Annotated in this window: 15 protein-coding genes and 1 tRNA gene; 8 read left to right on the top strand and 8 right to left on the bottom strand. The window is 68.8% G+C overall.

Translation table 11 applies throughout. The features are described 5' to 3' along the window. Positions 1-13 precede the first annotated feature (13 nt). Positions 14-838, bottom strand: a complete 825-nt coding sequence (locus tag ASF34_RS18010; RefSeq protein WP_056163138.1) for a hypothetical protein — start codon at positions 836-838, stop codon at positions 14-16. Then, on the bottom strand, positions 835-1284 hold the full coding sequence (locus ASF34_RS18005) for an ABA4-like family protein (RefSeq protein ID WP_056163135.1): 450 nt from the start codon (positions 1282-1284) through the stop codon (positions 835-837). The genes ASF34_RS18010 and ASF34_RS18005 overlap by 4 nt, the downstream gene beginning before the upstream one ends. Before the next feature lie 39 nt (positions 1285-1323). Here ASF34_RS18005 and ASF34_RS18000 point away from each other — a divergent pair, with 39 nt between their 5' ends. Then, complete coding sequence (locus tag ASF34_RS18000; RefSeq protein WP_056163131.1) at positions 1324-1977, top strand: TetR/AcrR family transcriptional regulator; 654 nt, start codon at positions 1324-1326, stop codon at positions 1975-1977. A gap of 85 nt (positions 1978-2062) precedes the next feature. On the opposite strand, the gene ASF34_RS17995 is transcribed toward ASF34_RS18000, so the two are convergent. Then, entirely contained in the window at positions 2063-3079 is a 1017-nt protein-coding gene (locus tag ASF34_RS17995) for a KpsF/GutQ family sugar-phosphate isomerase (protein ID WP_056163129.1), read from the bottom strand. A 300-nt stretch (positions 3080-3379) separates the two neighbouring features. Here ASF34_RS17995 and ASF34_RS17990 point away from each other — a divergent pair, with 300 nt between their 5' ends. From ASF34_RS17990 to ASF34_RS17975, 4 genes are all read left to right on the top strand, one after another. Beyond that, positions 3380-5068 (top strand): methyl-accepting chemotaxis protein, encoded by a 1689-nt coding sequence (locus ASF34_RS17990; RefSeq protein ID WP_056163126.1) that lies wholly within the window; start codon positions 3380-3382, stop codon positions 5066-5068. Positions 5069-5151: 83 nt separating this feature from the next. Beyond that, positions 5152-5757: a hypothetical protein gene (locus ASF34_RS17985; protein WP_244479042.1), complete on the top strand. Its 606-nt coding sequence runs from the start codon at positions 5152-5154 to the stop codon at positions 5755-5757. 99 nt (positions 5758-5856) lie between these two features. Beyond that, positions 5857-7287, top strand: coding sequence for a protein adenylyltransferase SelO (locus ASF34_RS17980; RefSeq protein ID WP_056163123.1), 1431 nt, complete (start codon positions 5857-5859; stop codon positions 7285-7287). Positions 7288-7309: 22 nt separating this feature from the next. After that, on the top strand, positions 7310-7921 hold the full coding sequence (locus ASF34_RS17975) for a hypothetical protein (RefSeq protein ID WP_056163120.1): 612 nt from the start codon (positions 7310-7312) through the stop codon (positions 7919-7921). A 46-nt stretch (positions 7922-7967) separates the two neighbouring features. Here ASF34_RS17975 and hpxZ read toward each other — a convergent pair whose 3' ends face one another. Genes hpxZ through ASF34_RS17960 form a run of 3 tightly spaced genes read right to left on the bottom strand, consistent with a single transcriptional unit; the run spans position 7968 to position 9966 of the window. After that, positions 7968-8348, bottom strand: a complete 381-nt coding sequence (gene hpxZ, locus ASF34_RS17970; protein ID WP_056163681.1) for an oxalurate catabolism protein HpxZ — start codon at positions 8346-8348, stop codon at positions 7968-7970. An 8-nt stretch (positions 8349-8356) separates the two neighbouring features. Next, entirely contained in the window at positions 8357-9751 is a 1395-nt protein-coding gene (locus ASF34_RS17965) for an AtzE family amidohydrolase (protein ID WP_056163116.1), read from the bottom strand. A gap of 8 nt (positions 9752-9759) precedes the next feature. After that, on the bottom strand, positions 9760-9966 hold the full coding sequence (locus tag ASF34_RS17960) for a DUF4089 domain-containing protein (protein WP_018043168.1): 207 nt from the start codon (positions 9964-9966) through the stop codon (positions 9760-9762). A 291-nt stretch (positions 9967-10257) separates the two neighbouring features. On the opposite strand from ASF34_RS17960, the gene ASF34_RS17955 reads away from it, so the two are divergent. From ASF34_RS17955 to ASF34_RS17945, 3 genes are all read left to right on the top strand, one after another. Beyond that, positions 10258-10983, top strand: coding sequence for an NUDIX hydrolase (locus ASF34_RS17955; protein WP_056163677.1), 726 nt, complete (start codon positions 10258-10260; stop codon positions 10981-10983). A gap of 17 nt (positions 10984-11000) precedes the next feature. Continuing rightward, entirely contained in the window at positions 11001-11984 is a 984-nt protein-coding gene (locus ASF34_RS17950; protein WP_056163113.1) for an SPFH domain-containing protein, read from the top strand. A gap of 105 nt (positions 11985-12089) precedes the next feature. Then, positions 12090-12983 carry an NAD(+)/NADH kinase gene (locus ASF34_RS17945; RefSeq protein WP_056163109.1) on the top strand — a complete coding sequence of 298 codons (894 nt, stop codon included), beginning with the start codon at positions 12090-12092 and terminating at the stop codon, positions 12981-12983. 79 nt (positions 12984-13062) lie between these two features. Here ASF34_RS17945 and ASF34_RS17940 read toward each other — a convergent pair. Then, positions 13063-13139 (bottom strand) — tRNA-Met (locus tag ASF34_RS17940). A gap of 116 nt (positions 13140-13255) precedes the next feature. Continuing rightward, positions 13256-14497 carry a tryptophan synthase subunit beta gene (trpB, locus tag ASF34_RS17935; protein ID WP_056163106.1) on the bottom strand — a complete coding sequence of 414 codons (1242 nt, stop codon included), beginning with the start codon at positions 14495-14497 and terminating at the stop codon, positions 13256-13258. Positions 14498-14571: the final 74 nt, after the last annotated feature.

The raw sequence follows: 14571 nt of genomic DNA, 5'->3' as shown, positions 1-14571 counted from the left end.
GGGAAGGATGCGATCAACCGAAGGGAAAGGCGAGACCACGCCCCGCCTGGACCCAGGCCCCCGCGATGACACCGCAGAGGAGGCAGGCCGCCAGGGTCACGAGCACCCGTCGCCTCGGCAGGCCGAGGGCGATGAAGGAGGCGGCGGCGAGCGGCACGATCTGTTCCCCGTGCATGCCGAGGAAATGCGCGATCCTCAGGTCGCCGCCCGCCCGGTTCCAGCCGAGCAGGGGCAGGCTCGCACCGGTAGGGCCGACCGCATGGCCATGGTTGGCGCTGAGGGCGATGCCGGTGGCGGCCCCGAGGATCACCGTTGTCGCGAGGCCGAGAATGACCGCCAGACGCAGGCTCGGCTCGAGGCCGGGACGTGGCCGGACCGCCACCGCGATGGCCAGGGGAATCTTGGCAGCGAGCAGGGTCAGGGCCATGAACCCCATCAGGGCGTAGAGGGCGGCGTGCAGCGGATCGCCGTCGTTGAAATGCGACGCCTCGGCCCGCGCCGCCTGCAGGGTGATGTAGGCGAGCTCGAACCCGCCCGCGATGATGAGCAGGAGCCGGCCGGTGCGCAGGGAGCGGGAGCGGCGCCGATCCGGCCGGACATAGCCGGTGAACCAGGCGAAGGTCAGGGCGTACACACCGACCGAAACGAAGAACTTCGCGGGCTTCGCCCAGACGAAGGCGCCATCGATGAGCCGACCGTCGATGAGGGGGAGTGCCAGGGTGACGGCGCCGGTCAGCAGGCAGGCGAGGCCGAAGGCGGTGAGAACGGGATCGTCCGCCCGAAGCCGGGCGAGCGCCGTGGGGCGGGGAGCGTCTCCGCCGAGGGTGAAGGCGATCATGGCCGGGTCTCCAGGCCGAGCCTGCCGGTGCTGAACCCGACGACGAGGGCGAGGAGCAATCCCGCCGGGCCAACCAGGAAGGTGAGGACGAGGCAGGGCAGGAGCAACAGAGGCGAGATCCCCGCCCCGATCCCGGCGCGAGCGATCCACGTACCCACGAAGAGGTCGAAGGCGAGATAATGGATCCAGCCGGCGGTGAGCGCATGGTCGTCCGCGAACAGGGAACGTACCGCCTCGATGGAGTCGAAGCCGCCTTTCACGCCGCCCGCCAACCCTGCCGCCAGGGCGCCGATATAGGCCACCGCCAGAAGCGCCGGCAGGATGAGACCGGTGCCGATCCAAGTGGCCCTTCGGAGCCGGGGAGCGAACAGCGCGATGGCGAGGGCGACCCAGCCCAAGAGGGCGATCGTGCTGCAGAGGGAGAACAGGCTCGCTGCGGGGATCACGTCTTGCCCATCCTTATCTTGACATCGTATAGATCGAGCATGAGTGAGCATCTTGACACTGTCAAGTCATCGAAGGGCGTTCCAGCCACAGAAGCCTCCGCCTACCATCACGGCGACCTGCGGTCCGCCCTGATCCGGGCGACGACGGCCATCCTGCGGGAGCGCGGGATCGACGGGTTTTCCCTGAGGGAGGCGGCGCGGCGGGCGGGCGTCTCGCCGGCGGCCCCGCAGCATCATTTCGGCGACGCGCGCGGGTTGCTCACCGCCGTGGCGACGGAGGGGTTCCGGATGCTGGGCGACGCGCTGGCCGCGGCCGATTCCGCCGCGACGGACCGAGACGGGCGTATTCGCGCGCAAGGCCGGGCCTATATCGGCTTCGCCCTCGACCATCCGGCCGAGTTCGACACGATGTGGCGCTGTGCGCGGATCGATACGGGCGACGCGGCCTACGCGGCGGCCGCCGGACGCGCCTTTGGGCTCCTGAAAGCCGCGGTGGCCGGAACCGCTTTCGAGGATGGCGGGCTACCGGCGGTGTCCCATAATACCGCCCCGGACCCGAAGGCCATCGCCTGCTGGTCCCTGGTCCATGGTCTCGCCCGGCTCGCCCTCGACGGTGCGCTGGGACCGGCCGAGGTGGCGCGAGGGATCATCGACGGGATGCTGGAGCCTATCCTCGACTGCCTGACGGTGTGATGCCGGGACAGCGCGGCCCGACGCCAGCGCTCATCGCGAGACCATTGGCGGATCCGCTCCAGACTTCGCCGGGTAGGACCCGTCGTCAGGCGACCCCGGCCCGCAGCAGGTCGTGATAATGGACGAGGCCCACGGGGCGCTCGTTCTCGACGACGATCAGCGAGGTGATCTTCATCGATTCCTGGATTTCCAGGGCCTTGGCGAGAAGGGTCTCCTGGTTCACGGTGCGCGGCCGGACGCTCATCAGCGCCTCGACCACGAGGCTGTCGAGATCGGCCCTGAACACGTTGCGGCGCAGGTCGCCGTCGGTGAGGATGCCGGCGAGGCGGCCGTCTTCTTCCACCACCACCACCGATCCGAAACCCTTGGCGTCGATCTCGGCGATGGCGGCCCGCATGCCCGTGCCGCGCCGGACGACCGGCAGCTGGTCGCCCGCATGCATCACCTCGCGGACCTGCCGGAGCGAGGCCCCCAGGCGTCCGCCGGGATGGTAGATGCCGAACTCGCGGGCTGAGAAGCCGCGGGCCTCGAGCAGGGCGATGGCGAGGGCGTCGCCCAAAGCGAGCTGCATCGCCGTGGAGGTGGTGGGCGCGAGCCCGTTGGGGCAGGCCTCGCGGGCCTTGGGCAGGGTGAGGCAGATATCGGCCTCACGCCCGAGGGTCGAGCCGGCATTCGCCGTGATGGCGATGAGGCCGACCCGATAGCGCCGCGCATAGCCGATGATGTTGGCGAGTTCCGTGGTCTCGCCCGACCATGACAGGGCGACGACGACGTCCTCCGGCTGGATCATGCCGAGATCGCCATGGCTCGCCTCGGCCGGATGGACATACAGCGCCGGCGTGCCGGTGGAGGCCATGGTCGCCGCGATCTTGCGGCCGACATGGCCCGATTTGCCCATGCCGGTGAGGATGGCGCGGCCCTTGGCGGCGGAGATGCGGGCGACGGCGTCCGAGAAGGCGGTGCCGAGACCGTTGCCGATGGCCTCCATCAGGCAGCGCAGGCCCTCGCACTCGGTCTCGATGGTGCGCAGGGCCGAGGCGATGGCGGGCGCATGGCCGGCATCGGGGGGCGACATCCGCTTCTCCGCTGCAGCACCGCCCATGACAATCCTCGCCTTCGCCGGCGCGCGCGGCGCCATGACGTGCCGCCTATGCAAGGCGAATGTGGTCGGATGGGGGCTTGGGCGCGTGGGACGCGGCGCACCGGTATCGGCGGCGGCGCGCCGGAGACCAGGGTATCGGGGGTGGGCGGCAGGAGTCCCAGGCTGCCCGGTGGATGGAACTATACTACGCCGATGCTGAAAAATTTCCGATCGCAACAAGTGATCGTTAACCGTTCGGCTGGAATGTCAAATCCCAAGTATAGGCTGATCGTCGCGAACCGCGGTCAGGAAGAGGTTTCCATGTCGATCCAAACTCGCTCGATTCGTGCCAAGCTCATCACGGCATTTTCCCTGCTTACTTTGTTCGTCATTGGCCTGGGGGTGCTTGGGATCGTCAGTACGCAGCGCATGCGCGAACAGGCGCTCGATATCGAAAACAATTGGCTTCCGAGCGTTCGTGTCCTCGGCGAGATCGATACTCTGACGGCTCGCAACAACGGCGTCATGCTGCGTCACACGCAGGAGACCGACCCCCAGAGGCTGACGACCATCGAGGGCGACCTCGTGCGGTTCGGAAAGAGGATCGACGAGAAGAAGGTCGCCTATGAGCGGATGATCGCCTCTCCCGAAGAGCGCGAACTCTACGAGACGTTCACGCGCGAGGCCGCCAAATTCGCCGCGATCCGCCAGACCATCCTGGACATGTCCCGCAGCGGAGAGAAGGCGCAGGCCTTCTCGTTCTACGAGACCAAGGGGATCACCATCCGCCGGGGCATGTCGGACGCCCTCGAAAAGCTGGTGAGCCTGAACAATGTCGGGGCGGATCAGGCTCAGGCGCGGAGCAAGTCGGTCTTCGAACAGGCTCGGACCCTGGGCATCGCCGCCATCGTCGTCGCGGTCCTCCTCTCCGTCCTGTCCGCCTTCCTGATCATCCGCGGCGTGACCCGAGACATCGATTCCGTGGTGCGGCCGATGCAGGCCCTCGCCGCCGGCGACCTGTCGGTGACCATCCCGCACCGGAACGCCAGGACCGAGATCGGGCGCATCGCCGACGCCGTGCAGGTGTTCAAGGACGGATTGCACCGGATGAAGGCTCTGGAAGACGAGACCGTCCTGGCCCGTGCCGGCGCGGAAGCACAGCGCAAGGCCGCCATGCGGTCCATGGCCGACGGCTTCGAGTCCGCCGTGGGCGGGATCATCCAGACCGTGTCCAGTTCGGCGACGGAGTTGCAGGCCACCGCGCAGGGCATGGCCGGCACCGCGACGCAGACCGCCGCGCAATCCACCAGCGTCGCCGCCGCGGCGGAACAGGCCGCCTCGAACGTCACCACCGTGGCGGCGGCGGCCGAGGAACTCGGCTCGTCGGTGCAGGAAATCGGCCGTCAGGTCAGCGCCTCGGCCAGCCTGGCCCATGTCGCCGTCGAGGAAACCGCGCGGACCGCGCTGCTCGTGAAGGACCTTAACAGCGCCGTGGCGAAGATCGGCGACGTGGTGACGATGATCAGCGCCATCGCGGGCCAGACCAACCTCCTGGCCCTGAACGCGACCATCGAGGCGGCCCGTGCCGGCGAGTCGGGGCGCGGTTTCGCCGTCGTCGCCGCCGAGGTGAAGGAACTCGCCAACCAGACCGCCAGGGCGACCGAGGAGATCGGCGGCCATATCGCCTCGATCCAAGGCTCCACCGATCAGGCGGTCTCGGCGATCGGCGGCATCACCACCCGCATCCAGGAGATCAGCGCCGTCGCCACCACGATCGCGGCCGCGGTGGAGGAGCAGGGCGCCGCCACGCAGGAGATCGTCCGCAACGTGTCCCAGGCCGCCGCCGGCACGGGCGAGGTCACGGTGAACATCGCGGGCGTGGCCGGCGCCGCCGAGGAGACCGGCGCTGCCGCCAGCCAGGTGCTCGGTGCGGCATCGGAGTTGTCGCGCCAGTCCGAACATCTCAACTCCGAACTGGGCCGCTTCCTCGCCACGATCCGCGCGGCCTGACCGGGGTCGGGCGCCTGCGCGGGGGAGCGCCGTCTCCCTCCGCGACAGGCCTGGTCGCCTCATGGGTTCGCCACGAGCGTCACGTGGCGATTGCCCTCCGGGTCGCCCATTCCGACTCGGAGGGCGACGGCGCGGCGCCGGATACCCCCTTGGTCGACTGGCGAAATCCTCCCCCGGCGCGGTATGCCTTTCGGATGCAGCGCGTCATCGTCATGGGGCCGCCCGGAAGCGGGAAATCGACACTGGCGCGGCGTCTCGGCGCCGCGCATGACCTGCCCGTCTTCCATCTCGACCAGGCCTATTTTCGTCCCGGCTGGGAGCCCGTGCCGGCCACCGAGTTCCGTACCGAAGTCGAACGCCTCGCGGCCCTCCCCCGCTGGATCATCGACGGGAACTACACGGACGTCATCGGGCCGCGCTTCGAGGCGGCGGATACCCTGGTCTATCTCGATCTCCCGGCCTGGCTGACGATGGCGCGCGTGATCCGGCGCCTGGCGGCGAGCTATGGCCGGGTCCGGCCGGACGCGGCGCGGGGATGCCCGGAACGGCTCGACGCCGAGTTCCTGCATTACGTCTGGACCTGGAACCGCAAGAGGCGAGCCCGGAACCTCGCCCTGATCGAGAGGTTTCCCGGCAAGGTCGTCATCCTGGCGAGCCGGGCGGAGCAGCGGCGGTTCGGAGGTGCGTGACCCTTCTCCGATCGGCGCTCGCGTGGTCGGGGGCGGCTGTCATCGCCGGCCTGCCCTCGTTAGAATCCCGGCCGCCCTCGCAGGAACCCGCGCCCGCCCATGCCATCACCACGCACCGCCGCGAAGCACGCCGAACTCGGCCCCGATTTCTACGACGTCGTCGCCGCCGCCGACTTCCCGAAGACGATCCTGCGCTACCGGAACCGGCCCTGGTCGGCGCGGGTGGGGCTCGACGACCTTTCCGACGAATCGTGGGTGGCGCATTTCGGCCGGTTCCAGCCCCTCGCCGGCAGCCTGCCCCAGCCTTTGGCGCTGCGCTATCACGGCCACCAGTTCCGCTCTTACAACGCCGATCTCGGCGATGGGCGCGGCTTCCTGTTCGCCCAGCTTCACGACCTCGCTGACGGTCGCCTCCTCGATCTCGCCACCAAGGGCAGCGGCACCACGCCGTGGTCGCGCACGGCCGATGGCCGCCTCACCCTGAAGGGAGGCATGCGCGAGATCCTCGCCACCTCCATGCTCGAGGCCCTGGGCGTCGACACCTCGAAGACCTTCAGCCTCATCGAGACCGGCGAGGAACTGCAGCGGGGCGACGAGCCCTCCCCCACCCGGTCCAGCGTTCTGGTGCGCCTCAGCCATTCCCATATCCGCATCGGCAGCTTCCAGCGCCTGCTGGCGCTGGACGAGCCGCACAACATCGAGAAGCTCCTCGATCATGCGGTGCGGACCTATCTGCCGGAGGCTTGGCGCGACGAGACCGCGCCCCGTGCCGTCGCCTTCCTGGAGGAGGTCTGCCGCCGGGTCGCCCGCACGGGGGCCCAGTGGATGGCGGCGGGCTTCGTCCACGGGGTGCTCAACACCGACAACATCAACATCACGGGCGAAAGCTTCGATTACGGTCCGTGGCGCTTCACGCCGACCAGCGACCCGGGCTTCACCGCCGCCTATTTCGACGTCCATGGCCTCTACAGTTTCGGCCGCCAGCCCGAGGCCCTGTTCTGGAATCTCAGCCGGCTCGCCGAATGCCTGATGCCGCTCGCCGACCGCGACGCCCTCGAAGGCGCCCTGAAGGTCTTCGGATCGAGCCTTCAGGATGCCTTCGCCGAGGCTCTCCTCGCCCGTCTGGGCTTGGCAAAGCCGGCGGACGAGGCGGATTTGCACCGGTTCGTCGCCGCCTTCTGGGGCTTCCTGGCGAAGAGCCGGGCGCCGTTCGAGCAGACCTTCTTCGACTGGTACGGTGGTCTCCTCAGCGCCGACCGTGCGGCGGCGAGCCCTTCCTCCGCCTTCTACGAGCGCGAGGATTTCGCCGCCGTCAGAACCAGCCTCGCATCCTTGTCCCCCGTGGAGACCATCCGCCTCGACCACCCGTATTTCGCCGGGACCACGCCCTGCACGATGCTGATCGAGGAGGTCGAGAGCCTCTGGGACCCCATCGCCGAGCGGGACGATTGGTCGGCGCTCCATGCCAAGCTCGAGGCGATCGCCCAGATGGCGGAGGCCTATGGTACGGCGCCTGCCCTGGCCGTCTGAGGCCATGCCCTGTTTCGGACACATGGCTGCGTTGTTCTGGGGAACGGCGGCGGGCGACGTCCGCCTGGACGGCACGATGACGGATATTCGGATCACGGCAGGCACCTTCGGCGAGGGCGTGGCCACTTACGAGAACGGCGTGTTCCGTTTTCCCAACGGCGAGGCCCGCGGCGTGGAGGATCTCACCGATCTCGGGCTCGCGCCCGAGTCGACGCCAGAGGCGCATTGGAGCGGTGACATCGTGCGCGGTCTCCAGGGTGCGCTGGCCACCTCGACCAAGGCCTTACCGTCGCCCTTCGGCTTTGCTGCGTCCTTCGTGGGCCTCGGGCTCGACGTGCTCGAATCCTCGGCCAATACCGCCGCGACCCTGCCGATCACGTTCAGCGACGGCGCCAGCGCGACGATGGCCGCCGACGGCGCCGTGGCGGCTCTGATCTGGCGCGACCGCGAGGTGGTCCGCCTCGCGCTCGAGCGGGTGGCCCCCGCCCCGGCGGTCCAACCGGTACCGGCACCGGAGCCGATCGTCTCGACACCAAATCCGAGCGATCCGACCCTGACCTCGATGTTCCAGTACGAGAAGCGCAAGGGACGCCTGCGCCGCGTCGTCACCGAGACGACGCCTCAGGAGACGTGAGCGGACGCCACGGATCTCCCGCGCGGGGGCGGGGGAATGGCGTGCCTCAACCGTCGATGACGCTCACATGCGCGGCCACGACCTTCCAGCCGTCGGGGAAGCGGATCCAGGTCTGGCTCTGCCGGCCCACCTTGCCGGGCGATCCGTCGCGGCGGAACAGGGTCATCGCCACGGCCGTATCCCGCCCATAGGCCGTGATCACCGTATCGGACAGGGTCCGCTCCAGCCCGGCCGGTGAGCGGGCGCGGCGGAAGGCACGGATCGCGTCCATGCCGTAGAGGTTCTCAGCCCCGCCGTAGCGGATGGTGCGGGGATCGTCGTGGAACAGGGCTTCCAGCGTCGCCACGTCGTTGCCGGTGAGCGCCGCCTCATAGGCCGCGAAGGCGGCCTCGACCTCGGCGATCACGTCTGGCGCATCGATCTCCATCGGCTCGCTCACAGGATCGCATGCGGCGCGGAGACGACGCCGTTTCGTTCGAGATGCCGCGCGACCCGCAGCGCCAGATCCTCGCGCCACGGGGCGGCGATGACCTGGACGCCGAGGGGCAGGCTGTCGTCGAGCCGTACCGGCACCGCCACTACGGGCAGGCCGATGAACGAGATCGGCTGGGTGAAGACGCCTATATTCGCCCGCACCGGCAGGGTCACCCCGTCGAGCTCGAAGGTGACCTGGCCCGATTTCGGAGCCCGGCACGGGGTCGAGGGGGCCAGGATGATGTCGACCTCGCGGAACAGGTCGAGCATCGCCGCCCGGTACCAGCGGCGAAAACGCTGCGCGCGCTCGACGAAGGGGGCCGGGATCATCGCCCCCGCGATCAGCCGGTCACGCACGGCCGGGTCGAAATCGGCGGCGCGGGTCCGCAGCCGGTCGAGATGGAGGGCGGCGCCCTCGGCGGCGGTGATGAGGTAGGCGGCGGCCCGCGCCCGCGCGGCTTCGGGGATCTCCACTCGCCGCCCGCAGCCGAGCGATGCGGCGAGGGTTTCCACCGCCATGAAGGCCTCGTGATCACCGCCACGCGCGAAGTATCCGCCCGCCATGGCGATCCGGAGGTCGCCGATGCCGTCATCGAGGCTCGGCATGGCGGGATCGGGGGCACGGGTGGTCGCCACCGGGTCGTCCGGATCGGGGCCCTGCATGGCATCGTAGGACAAGGCGAGGTCGGTGACGCTGCGCGCCATCGGCCCGAGATGATCGAGGCTGCCGACGAAGGGGAAGCTCCCCGCCCGCGTCAGTCGGCCGTAGGTGGGCTTCAGGCCGAAGCAGCCGCAGAAGGCGGACGGGACGCGGATCGAGCCGTTGGTGTCCGAGCCGAGGGCCAGGGGGACGAGGCCCGCGCCGATGGCGCCGCCCGAACCCCCGGACGAGCCGCCGGACATGTGCCCGAGATCGTGCGGGTTGCGGGTGGCGCCGTCATGGACGTTCTCCCCGGTGAAATCATAGGCATACTCGCCCATGTTGAGGCCGCCCACGAGGATGGCACCGGCGGCTTCGAGCCGTCGCACCAGGGCGCCGTCCCGTTCGGCAGGGGCGAGATCGCGGTTGATCTTCGAGCCCGCCCGCGTCGGCAGGCCCGCGATGTCGATGAGGTTCTTCACCGCGAAGGGCACGCCCGCCAGCGGCCCCAACGCCTCCCCACGGGCTCGCGCCGCATCGACGGCATCGGCTCTCGTCAGAGCGCGTTCGGGCAGCACGTCGGTGAAAGCGTTGACCTCCGTGTCCACCCGCGCGATGCGCGCCAGCACGGCCTCGACCACCAGGCGGGCGCTGATCGCCCCATCCCTGACGGACCCGGCGATGTCGGCCGCGTGCATCGTGCTCGGATCGGTCATACCGCCGCTCACGCCGCGAAGACCGGAGCCGGCTCCGCCTCGTCTGGCAGGGGAAACCCCGCGACGAGGCCGGCGGCGCCCTGAAGCACGGTGAGGTTCGCGCCCACCGCCGCGACCCAGGCGGGATCGAGGGGAATGCCGAGGAGGGCGGAGGCGGCGTCGATATAGGCATCGAGCCCACCCGATACGGGCTCGGTCTTCGGCATCTCGGCCATGGCTTCCTCCTCAAACCCCGATCCGGCGGAACCGTCGCATCCCGGGGAGCAAGGGTCGGGCCGGACTATGTGACGATCTCACGGAAGCACCCTGTGCGTCATGGCCGTCTTTAGGAGGTTGAGCGTCTTTCCCCATCCGCCGTCCTGAGATCGTGAGAGCGGGCGAAACGGGTCAGTCGGACCCGACGGCATCCGATCCTCACCATCGTTTCGGATGACGTCGAACTCTGTCCTTGTCTTATATGCAATTTGCATCTAACTAAGATGCAGAACGCATATAAGGCTCGCCCCGTGACCGAAACCGAATTCCTGGCCGAGTACGATCCCACCGCCTACGAGCGCCCTGCCCTCGCCGTCGATCTCGTCCTGCTGGGCCTGCGCGAGGGCCGCCCGGCGGCGCTGCTGCTGAAACGCGAACAGCATCCGCATGCGGGTCGCTGGGCGCTGCCCGGCGGCTTCGTGGGGATCGACCAGACCCTCGATGCGGCCGCTCTCCATGTCCTGCATGAGAAGGCGGGGATAACCGGGGTGCATCTGGAGCAGCTCTACACGTTCGGCGCGCTCGCCCGCGATCCGCGCATGCGGATCGTCAGCGTGGCCTATCTCGCCCTCCTGCCGGAGGCGGCCCTCGCCGAGGCTTTGGAGCGCGCACCCTCCCTCGTGGCGGCCGGGATCGAGGTGCCGTGGTCGGGCGAGGCGGGCGGAGACGTGGTGGCCCTGTCGCCCAAGGGTGAGGTTCTGCCCCTCGCCTTCGACCATGCCGACATCCTGGCGATGGCCATGCTGCGCCTGCGCGGAAAGCTCGATTATTCGGATGTGGGCTTTGCCCTCCTGCCCGGGCATTTCACCCTGCGACAGCTGCAGGACGTGCACGAGGCGGTTCTCGGCACCACGCTCAACAAGCCGGCCTTCCGACGCCGGATGCTCGACCGGGGCTGGCTGGCGCCGACCGGATCGCGCGAGGCCGGAACGTCGTTCCGCCCCGCCGAACTCTACCGATTTCAACCGTCCCGCTGACCCGACAGGAGGTTTCCATGGCATCGATCCGCAACATCGGCCTGGTCGCGCAATTGCGGAGCGAGGCGAGCAGCCACGTCATCCGCTATCGCCGGGGCCGCATCCGCCAGAGCGGCCGGGGCCTCGTCTTCTGGTTCCGCCCGGAGACGTCGAGCATCGCCGAGATGCCCATGGACGACCGCGAGATGACGCTGTTCGTCCGTGGCCGCAGCCAGGATTTCCAGGCCGTCGCCGTGCAGGGGACGATCGGCTGGCACGTGATCGATCCGGAACGTCTGGCCAGCCGCATCGATTTCTCCATCGACCTTCGCACCGGTAAGCTCCAGGGCGAGCCGATCGAAAAGATCGAGGCGCGCATGGCCGGCATCGCCAGTCAGGCGGTGCTGCAATATCTCGGCGGCAAGCCGGTGCGCACCATCCTCGATGCCGGCCCCGAACCCCTGCGCGGGGGGCTGGAGGCCGTCTTGGCGGCGGACCAGTCCCTGGCCGAGATCGGCGTCGCCGCTGTGTCGGTGCGGCTCACCAACCTCGCACCCACGAGCGAACTCGAACGCGCCCTGCAGACTCCGACCTTCGAGGCGCTGCAGCAGAAGGCCGACGAGGCGACCTTCTCCCGCCGCGCCCTCGCCGTGGAGAAGGAGCGTGCCATCGCAGAGAACGAGCTCGCCACGCGCACGGAACTGGCGCGCCGGGAGAAACTCCTCATTGCCGAGGAGGCGGAGAACGCGCGAAACCGGGCGGCCGGTCTGGCCGAGGCGCAGGGCGTCGAGGCGACGGCGGAAGCGGAGCGCATCCGCCTCGTCGAGGGAGCCAAGGTCCAGGCCGAGGCGCAGCGCGTCGCGATCTACCGCGACCTGCCGCCCGCGATCCTGCTCGGCCTCGCCGCGCAGGAACTGGCGGGCAAGCTCGACACGATCGAGCATGTCAGCGTGACGCCCGACCTCCTCGCCGCCGTGATGGGTGAGTTCCACAAGGCCCGTCCCTTGGTGGGAGCGCGCTAGGCAGGTTCGCGTCGGCAAGCCAACGCTTCACCTCGCTTAGATCTTTGAAATGTCGCAGGTTTTAAGACACAAAACCGGTGACCACTTTTGTGAAACCTGCTCAGCATGGCCGCCCTCACCCACCGCGCCGTCTTCGTCATCCGCGAGACCGATTACGAGGCCCTGATCGCCCGGCACGCCACGAACGGGCAGGCGCGCTTCTTCCTCGAGAGCCGCGGGCAGAAACTCGAGGATGTGGTCGAGCGGCACGAACGGTTCCACGCCGTGCTCTCCCGGGCACGGGCCTCGGTCCCGGGGGAGTGGCGCCAGGCCCTGGTGCGGCGCGCCGACCTCGATCGCTTCCTGTTCGCCGCGGACGACGTCGTCGTGGCCGTGGGCCAGGACGGGCTTGTCGCCAATGTCGCGAAGTATCTCGGCGCGCAGCCCGTGATCGGCGTCAACCCGGCGCCCGACCTCTATGACGGGATCCTCGTCCGGGTCGCCGTCGAGCGGCTCGGGCAGGTGCTCACCGCGAGCGTCAACGGCGCGGCGCAGGTGGAGCGGCGCACCATGGTCAAGGCCGTGCTCGACCATGGCGAGACGCTGTTCGCACTGAACGAGATCTTCGTCGGGCACCGCAGCCACCAATCCGCGCGCTACCGGGTCGAAGCGGCGGGCGAGGCCGAGGATCAATCCTCCAGCGGGCTCATCGTCGCGTCCGGTACGGGGGTGACCGGCTGGGCGCGGTCCATCGCCGAGGCGACGCATCTCGCCCTCCCCCTCGGCACGGAGGAGGCGGCGGTGGGCTACTGGGTGCGCGAGCCGTTCCCGAGCGTCGCCAGCGGCACGCGGCTGCGCGCGGGCAAGCTGACCGATGCCGGGCTTCTCGTGACCTCGCGCATGAACGATGGCGGCGTCGTCTTCGCCGACGGCATCGAGCAGGATTTCCTGGCCTTCGAATGGGGCCGCCAGGTCAGAATCTCGCCGGCGGATCGCACGCTCAATCTCGCCATCGGCTAGGCGTCGCCGGGATGTTTCGGCGGAGCGAGAGTGCGCAAAGAAAAACCCGCTAAGTCAGAGACTTAGCGGGTCGAATTCTTGGTAGCGAGGGAGAGATTTGAACTCCCGACACAAGGATTATGATTCCTCTGCTCTAACCAACTGAGCTACCCCGCCATAACAAAGGAACCCGCGCGGTGCGGGCGCCCCTGAAGAGATCGGCGGTATAAAGAAATCCGCCTTCGGGTGTCAACGGGGAGTTTGCGACTTGGCCACTCCCAGGCGCGGTTTTGTCAGAGGCGGGTGCCCAGGATCTCGGCCACCTGCGGGATGTCCTTGTCGCCACGGCCCGAGAGATTGAGCACCATCAGATGCTCGGCGGGCTTCGTCGGCGCGATCTCGAACACCTTGGCGAGGGCATGGGCCGGCTCGAGGGCCGGGATGATCCCCTCCAGCATCGAGCACAGCTTGAACGCCTCCAGCGTCTCGGAATCCGTTGCCGAGAGGTAGGTGACGCGCTTGGCCTCGTGCAGCCAGGCGTGTTCGGGGCCGATGCCGGGATAGTCGAGGCCGGCCGAGATCGAGTGGGCGTCGGCGATCTGACCGTCTTCGTTCTGCAGCAGGTAGGTCCGGTTGCCGTGGAGCACGCCCGGCTTTCCGCCGGACAGGGAGGCGGCGTGCAGGCCCGAGGCAATGCCATGGCCGGCGGCCTCGACCCCGTAGATCTCCACCTCGCGGTCGTCGAGGAACGGGTGGAACAGGCCCATGGCGTTGGAGCCGCCGCCGATGCAGGCGATGAGCGAGTCGGGCAGGCGCCCTTCCATCTCCAGCATCTGCTCCCTGGTCTCGAGACCGATGATCGATTGGAAATCGCGCACCATCGCCGGATACGGGTGCGGTCCGGCCACCGTGCCGATGCAGTAGAACGTGTCGGCGACGTTGGTGACCCAGTCGCGCAGCGCCTCGTTCATGGCGTCCTTGAGGGTCTTGGTGCCGGATTCCACCGGGATCACCTCGGCGCCGAGCATCTTCATGCGGAAGACGTTGGGCGCCTGGCGCGCCACGTCGACGGCGCCCATGTAGACGACGCATTTCAGGCCGAACCGGGCGCAGAGGGTGGCGGTGGCGACCCCGTGCTGACCGGCGCCGGTCTCGGCGATGATCCGCGGCTTGCCCATGCGGCGGGCCAGCATGATCTGGCCGAGCACGTTGTTCACCTTGTGCGAGCCGGTGTGGTTCAGTTCCTCACGCTTGAAGAAGACCTTGGCGCCATGGCCCGGAGCCGACTTCGTCCGTAAGTGCTCGGTGATTCGCTCGGCGTAGTAGAGCGGGCTCGGGCGGCCGACGTAATGGGTCAGGTGGCCGTTCATCTCCTCCTGATAGGATGGATCGGCCTTGGCCTCCGTATAGGCCTTCTCGAGATCGAGGATGAGCGGCATCAGCGTCTCGGCGACGAAGCGACCGCCGAAGATGCCGAAGCGGCCGCGCTCGTCCGGTCCGTTGCGGAACGAGTTCGGAGAGGGGGCGATGGTCACGGTTGTCGTCCTTCGCGTCTTCGGCCGGCGAGTCTCCGCCGGGCCTGTGCGTTCGGTATTGGGTTGCGCCAATG

The sequence above is a fragment of the Methylobacterium sp. Leaf106 genome, assembly GCF_001422895.1.
GTDB classification, from domain to species: domain Bacteria; phylum Pseudomonadota; class Alphaproteobacteria; order Rhizobiales; family Beijerinckiaceae; genus Methylobacterium; species Methylobacterium bullatum.
The sequence above is the reverse complement of the archived record's forward strand: the minus strand, read 5'-3'. Positions and strand labels throughout refer to the sequence as shown.

What these genes read in the sequence shown, in the direction of transcription:
- ASF34_RS17965 (WP_056163116.1), bottom strand. Translation starts at nt 9,751, where the DNA reads ATGACCGATCCGAGCACGATGCACGCGGCCGACATCGCCGGGTCCGTC.
- ASF34_RS17975 (WP_056163120.1), top strand. Translation starts at nt 7,310, where the DNA reads ATGGCTGCGTTGTTCTGGGGAACGGCGGCGGGCGACGTCCGCCTGGAC.
- ASF34_RS17945 (WP_056163109.1), top strand. Translation starts at nt 12,090, where the DNA reads ATGGCCGCCCTCACCCACCGCGCCGTCTTCGTCATCCGCGAGACCGAT.
- ASF34_RS17990 (WP_056163126.1), top strand. Translation starts at nt 3,380, where the DNA reads ATGTCGATCCAAACTCGCTCGATTCGTGCCAAGCTCATCACGGCATTT.
- hpxZ (WP_056163681.1), bottom strand. Translation starts at nt 8,348, where the DNA reads ATGGAGATCGATGCGCCAGACGTGATCGCCGAGGTCGAGGCCGCCTTC.
- ASF34_RS17995 (WP_056163129.1), bottom strand. Translation starts at nt 3,079, where the DNA reads ATGGGCGGTGCTGCAGCGGAGAAGCGGATGTCGCCCCCCGATGCCGGC.
- ASF34_RS17950 (WP_056163113.1), top strand. Translation starts at nt 11,001, where the DNA reads ATGGCATCGATCCGCAACATCGGCCTGGTCGCGCAATTGCGGAGCGAG.
- ASF34_RS17980 (WP_056163123.1), top strand. Translation starts at nt 5,857, where the DNA reads ATGCCATCACCACGCACCGCCGCGAAGCACGCCGAACTCGGCCCCGAT.
- ASF34_RS18000 (WP_056163131.1), top strand. Translation starts at nt 1,324, where the DNA reads ATGAGTGAGCATCTTGACACTGTCAAGTCATCGAAGGGCGTTCCAGCC.
- ASF34_RS18010 (WP_056163138.1), bottom strand. Translation starts at nt 838, where the DNA reads ATGATCGCCTTCACCCTCGGCGGAGACGCTCCCCGCCCCACGGCGCTC.
- ASF34_RS17960 (WP_018043168.1), bottom strand. Translation starts at nt 9,966, where the DNA reads ATGGCCGAGATGCCGAAGACCGAGCCCGTATCGGGTGGGCTCGATGCC.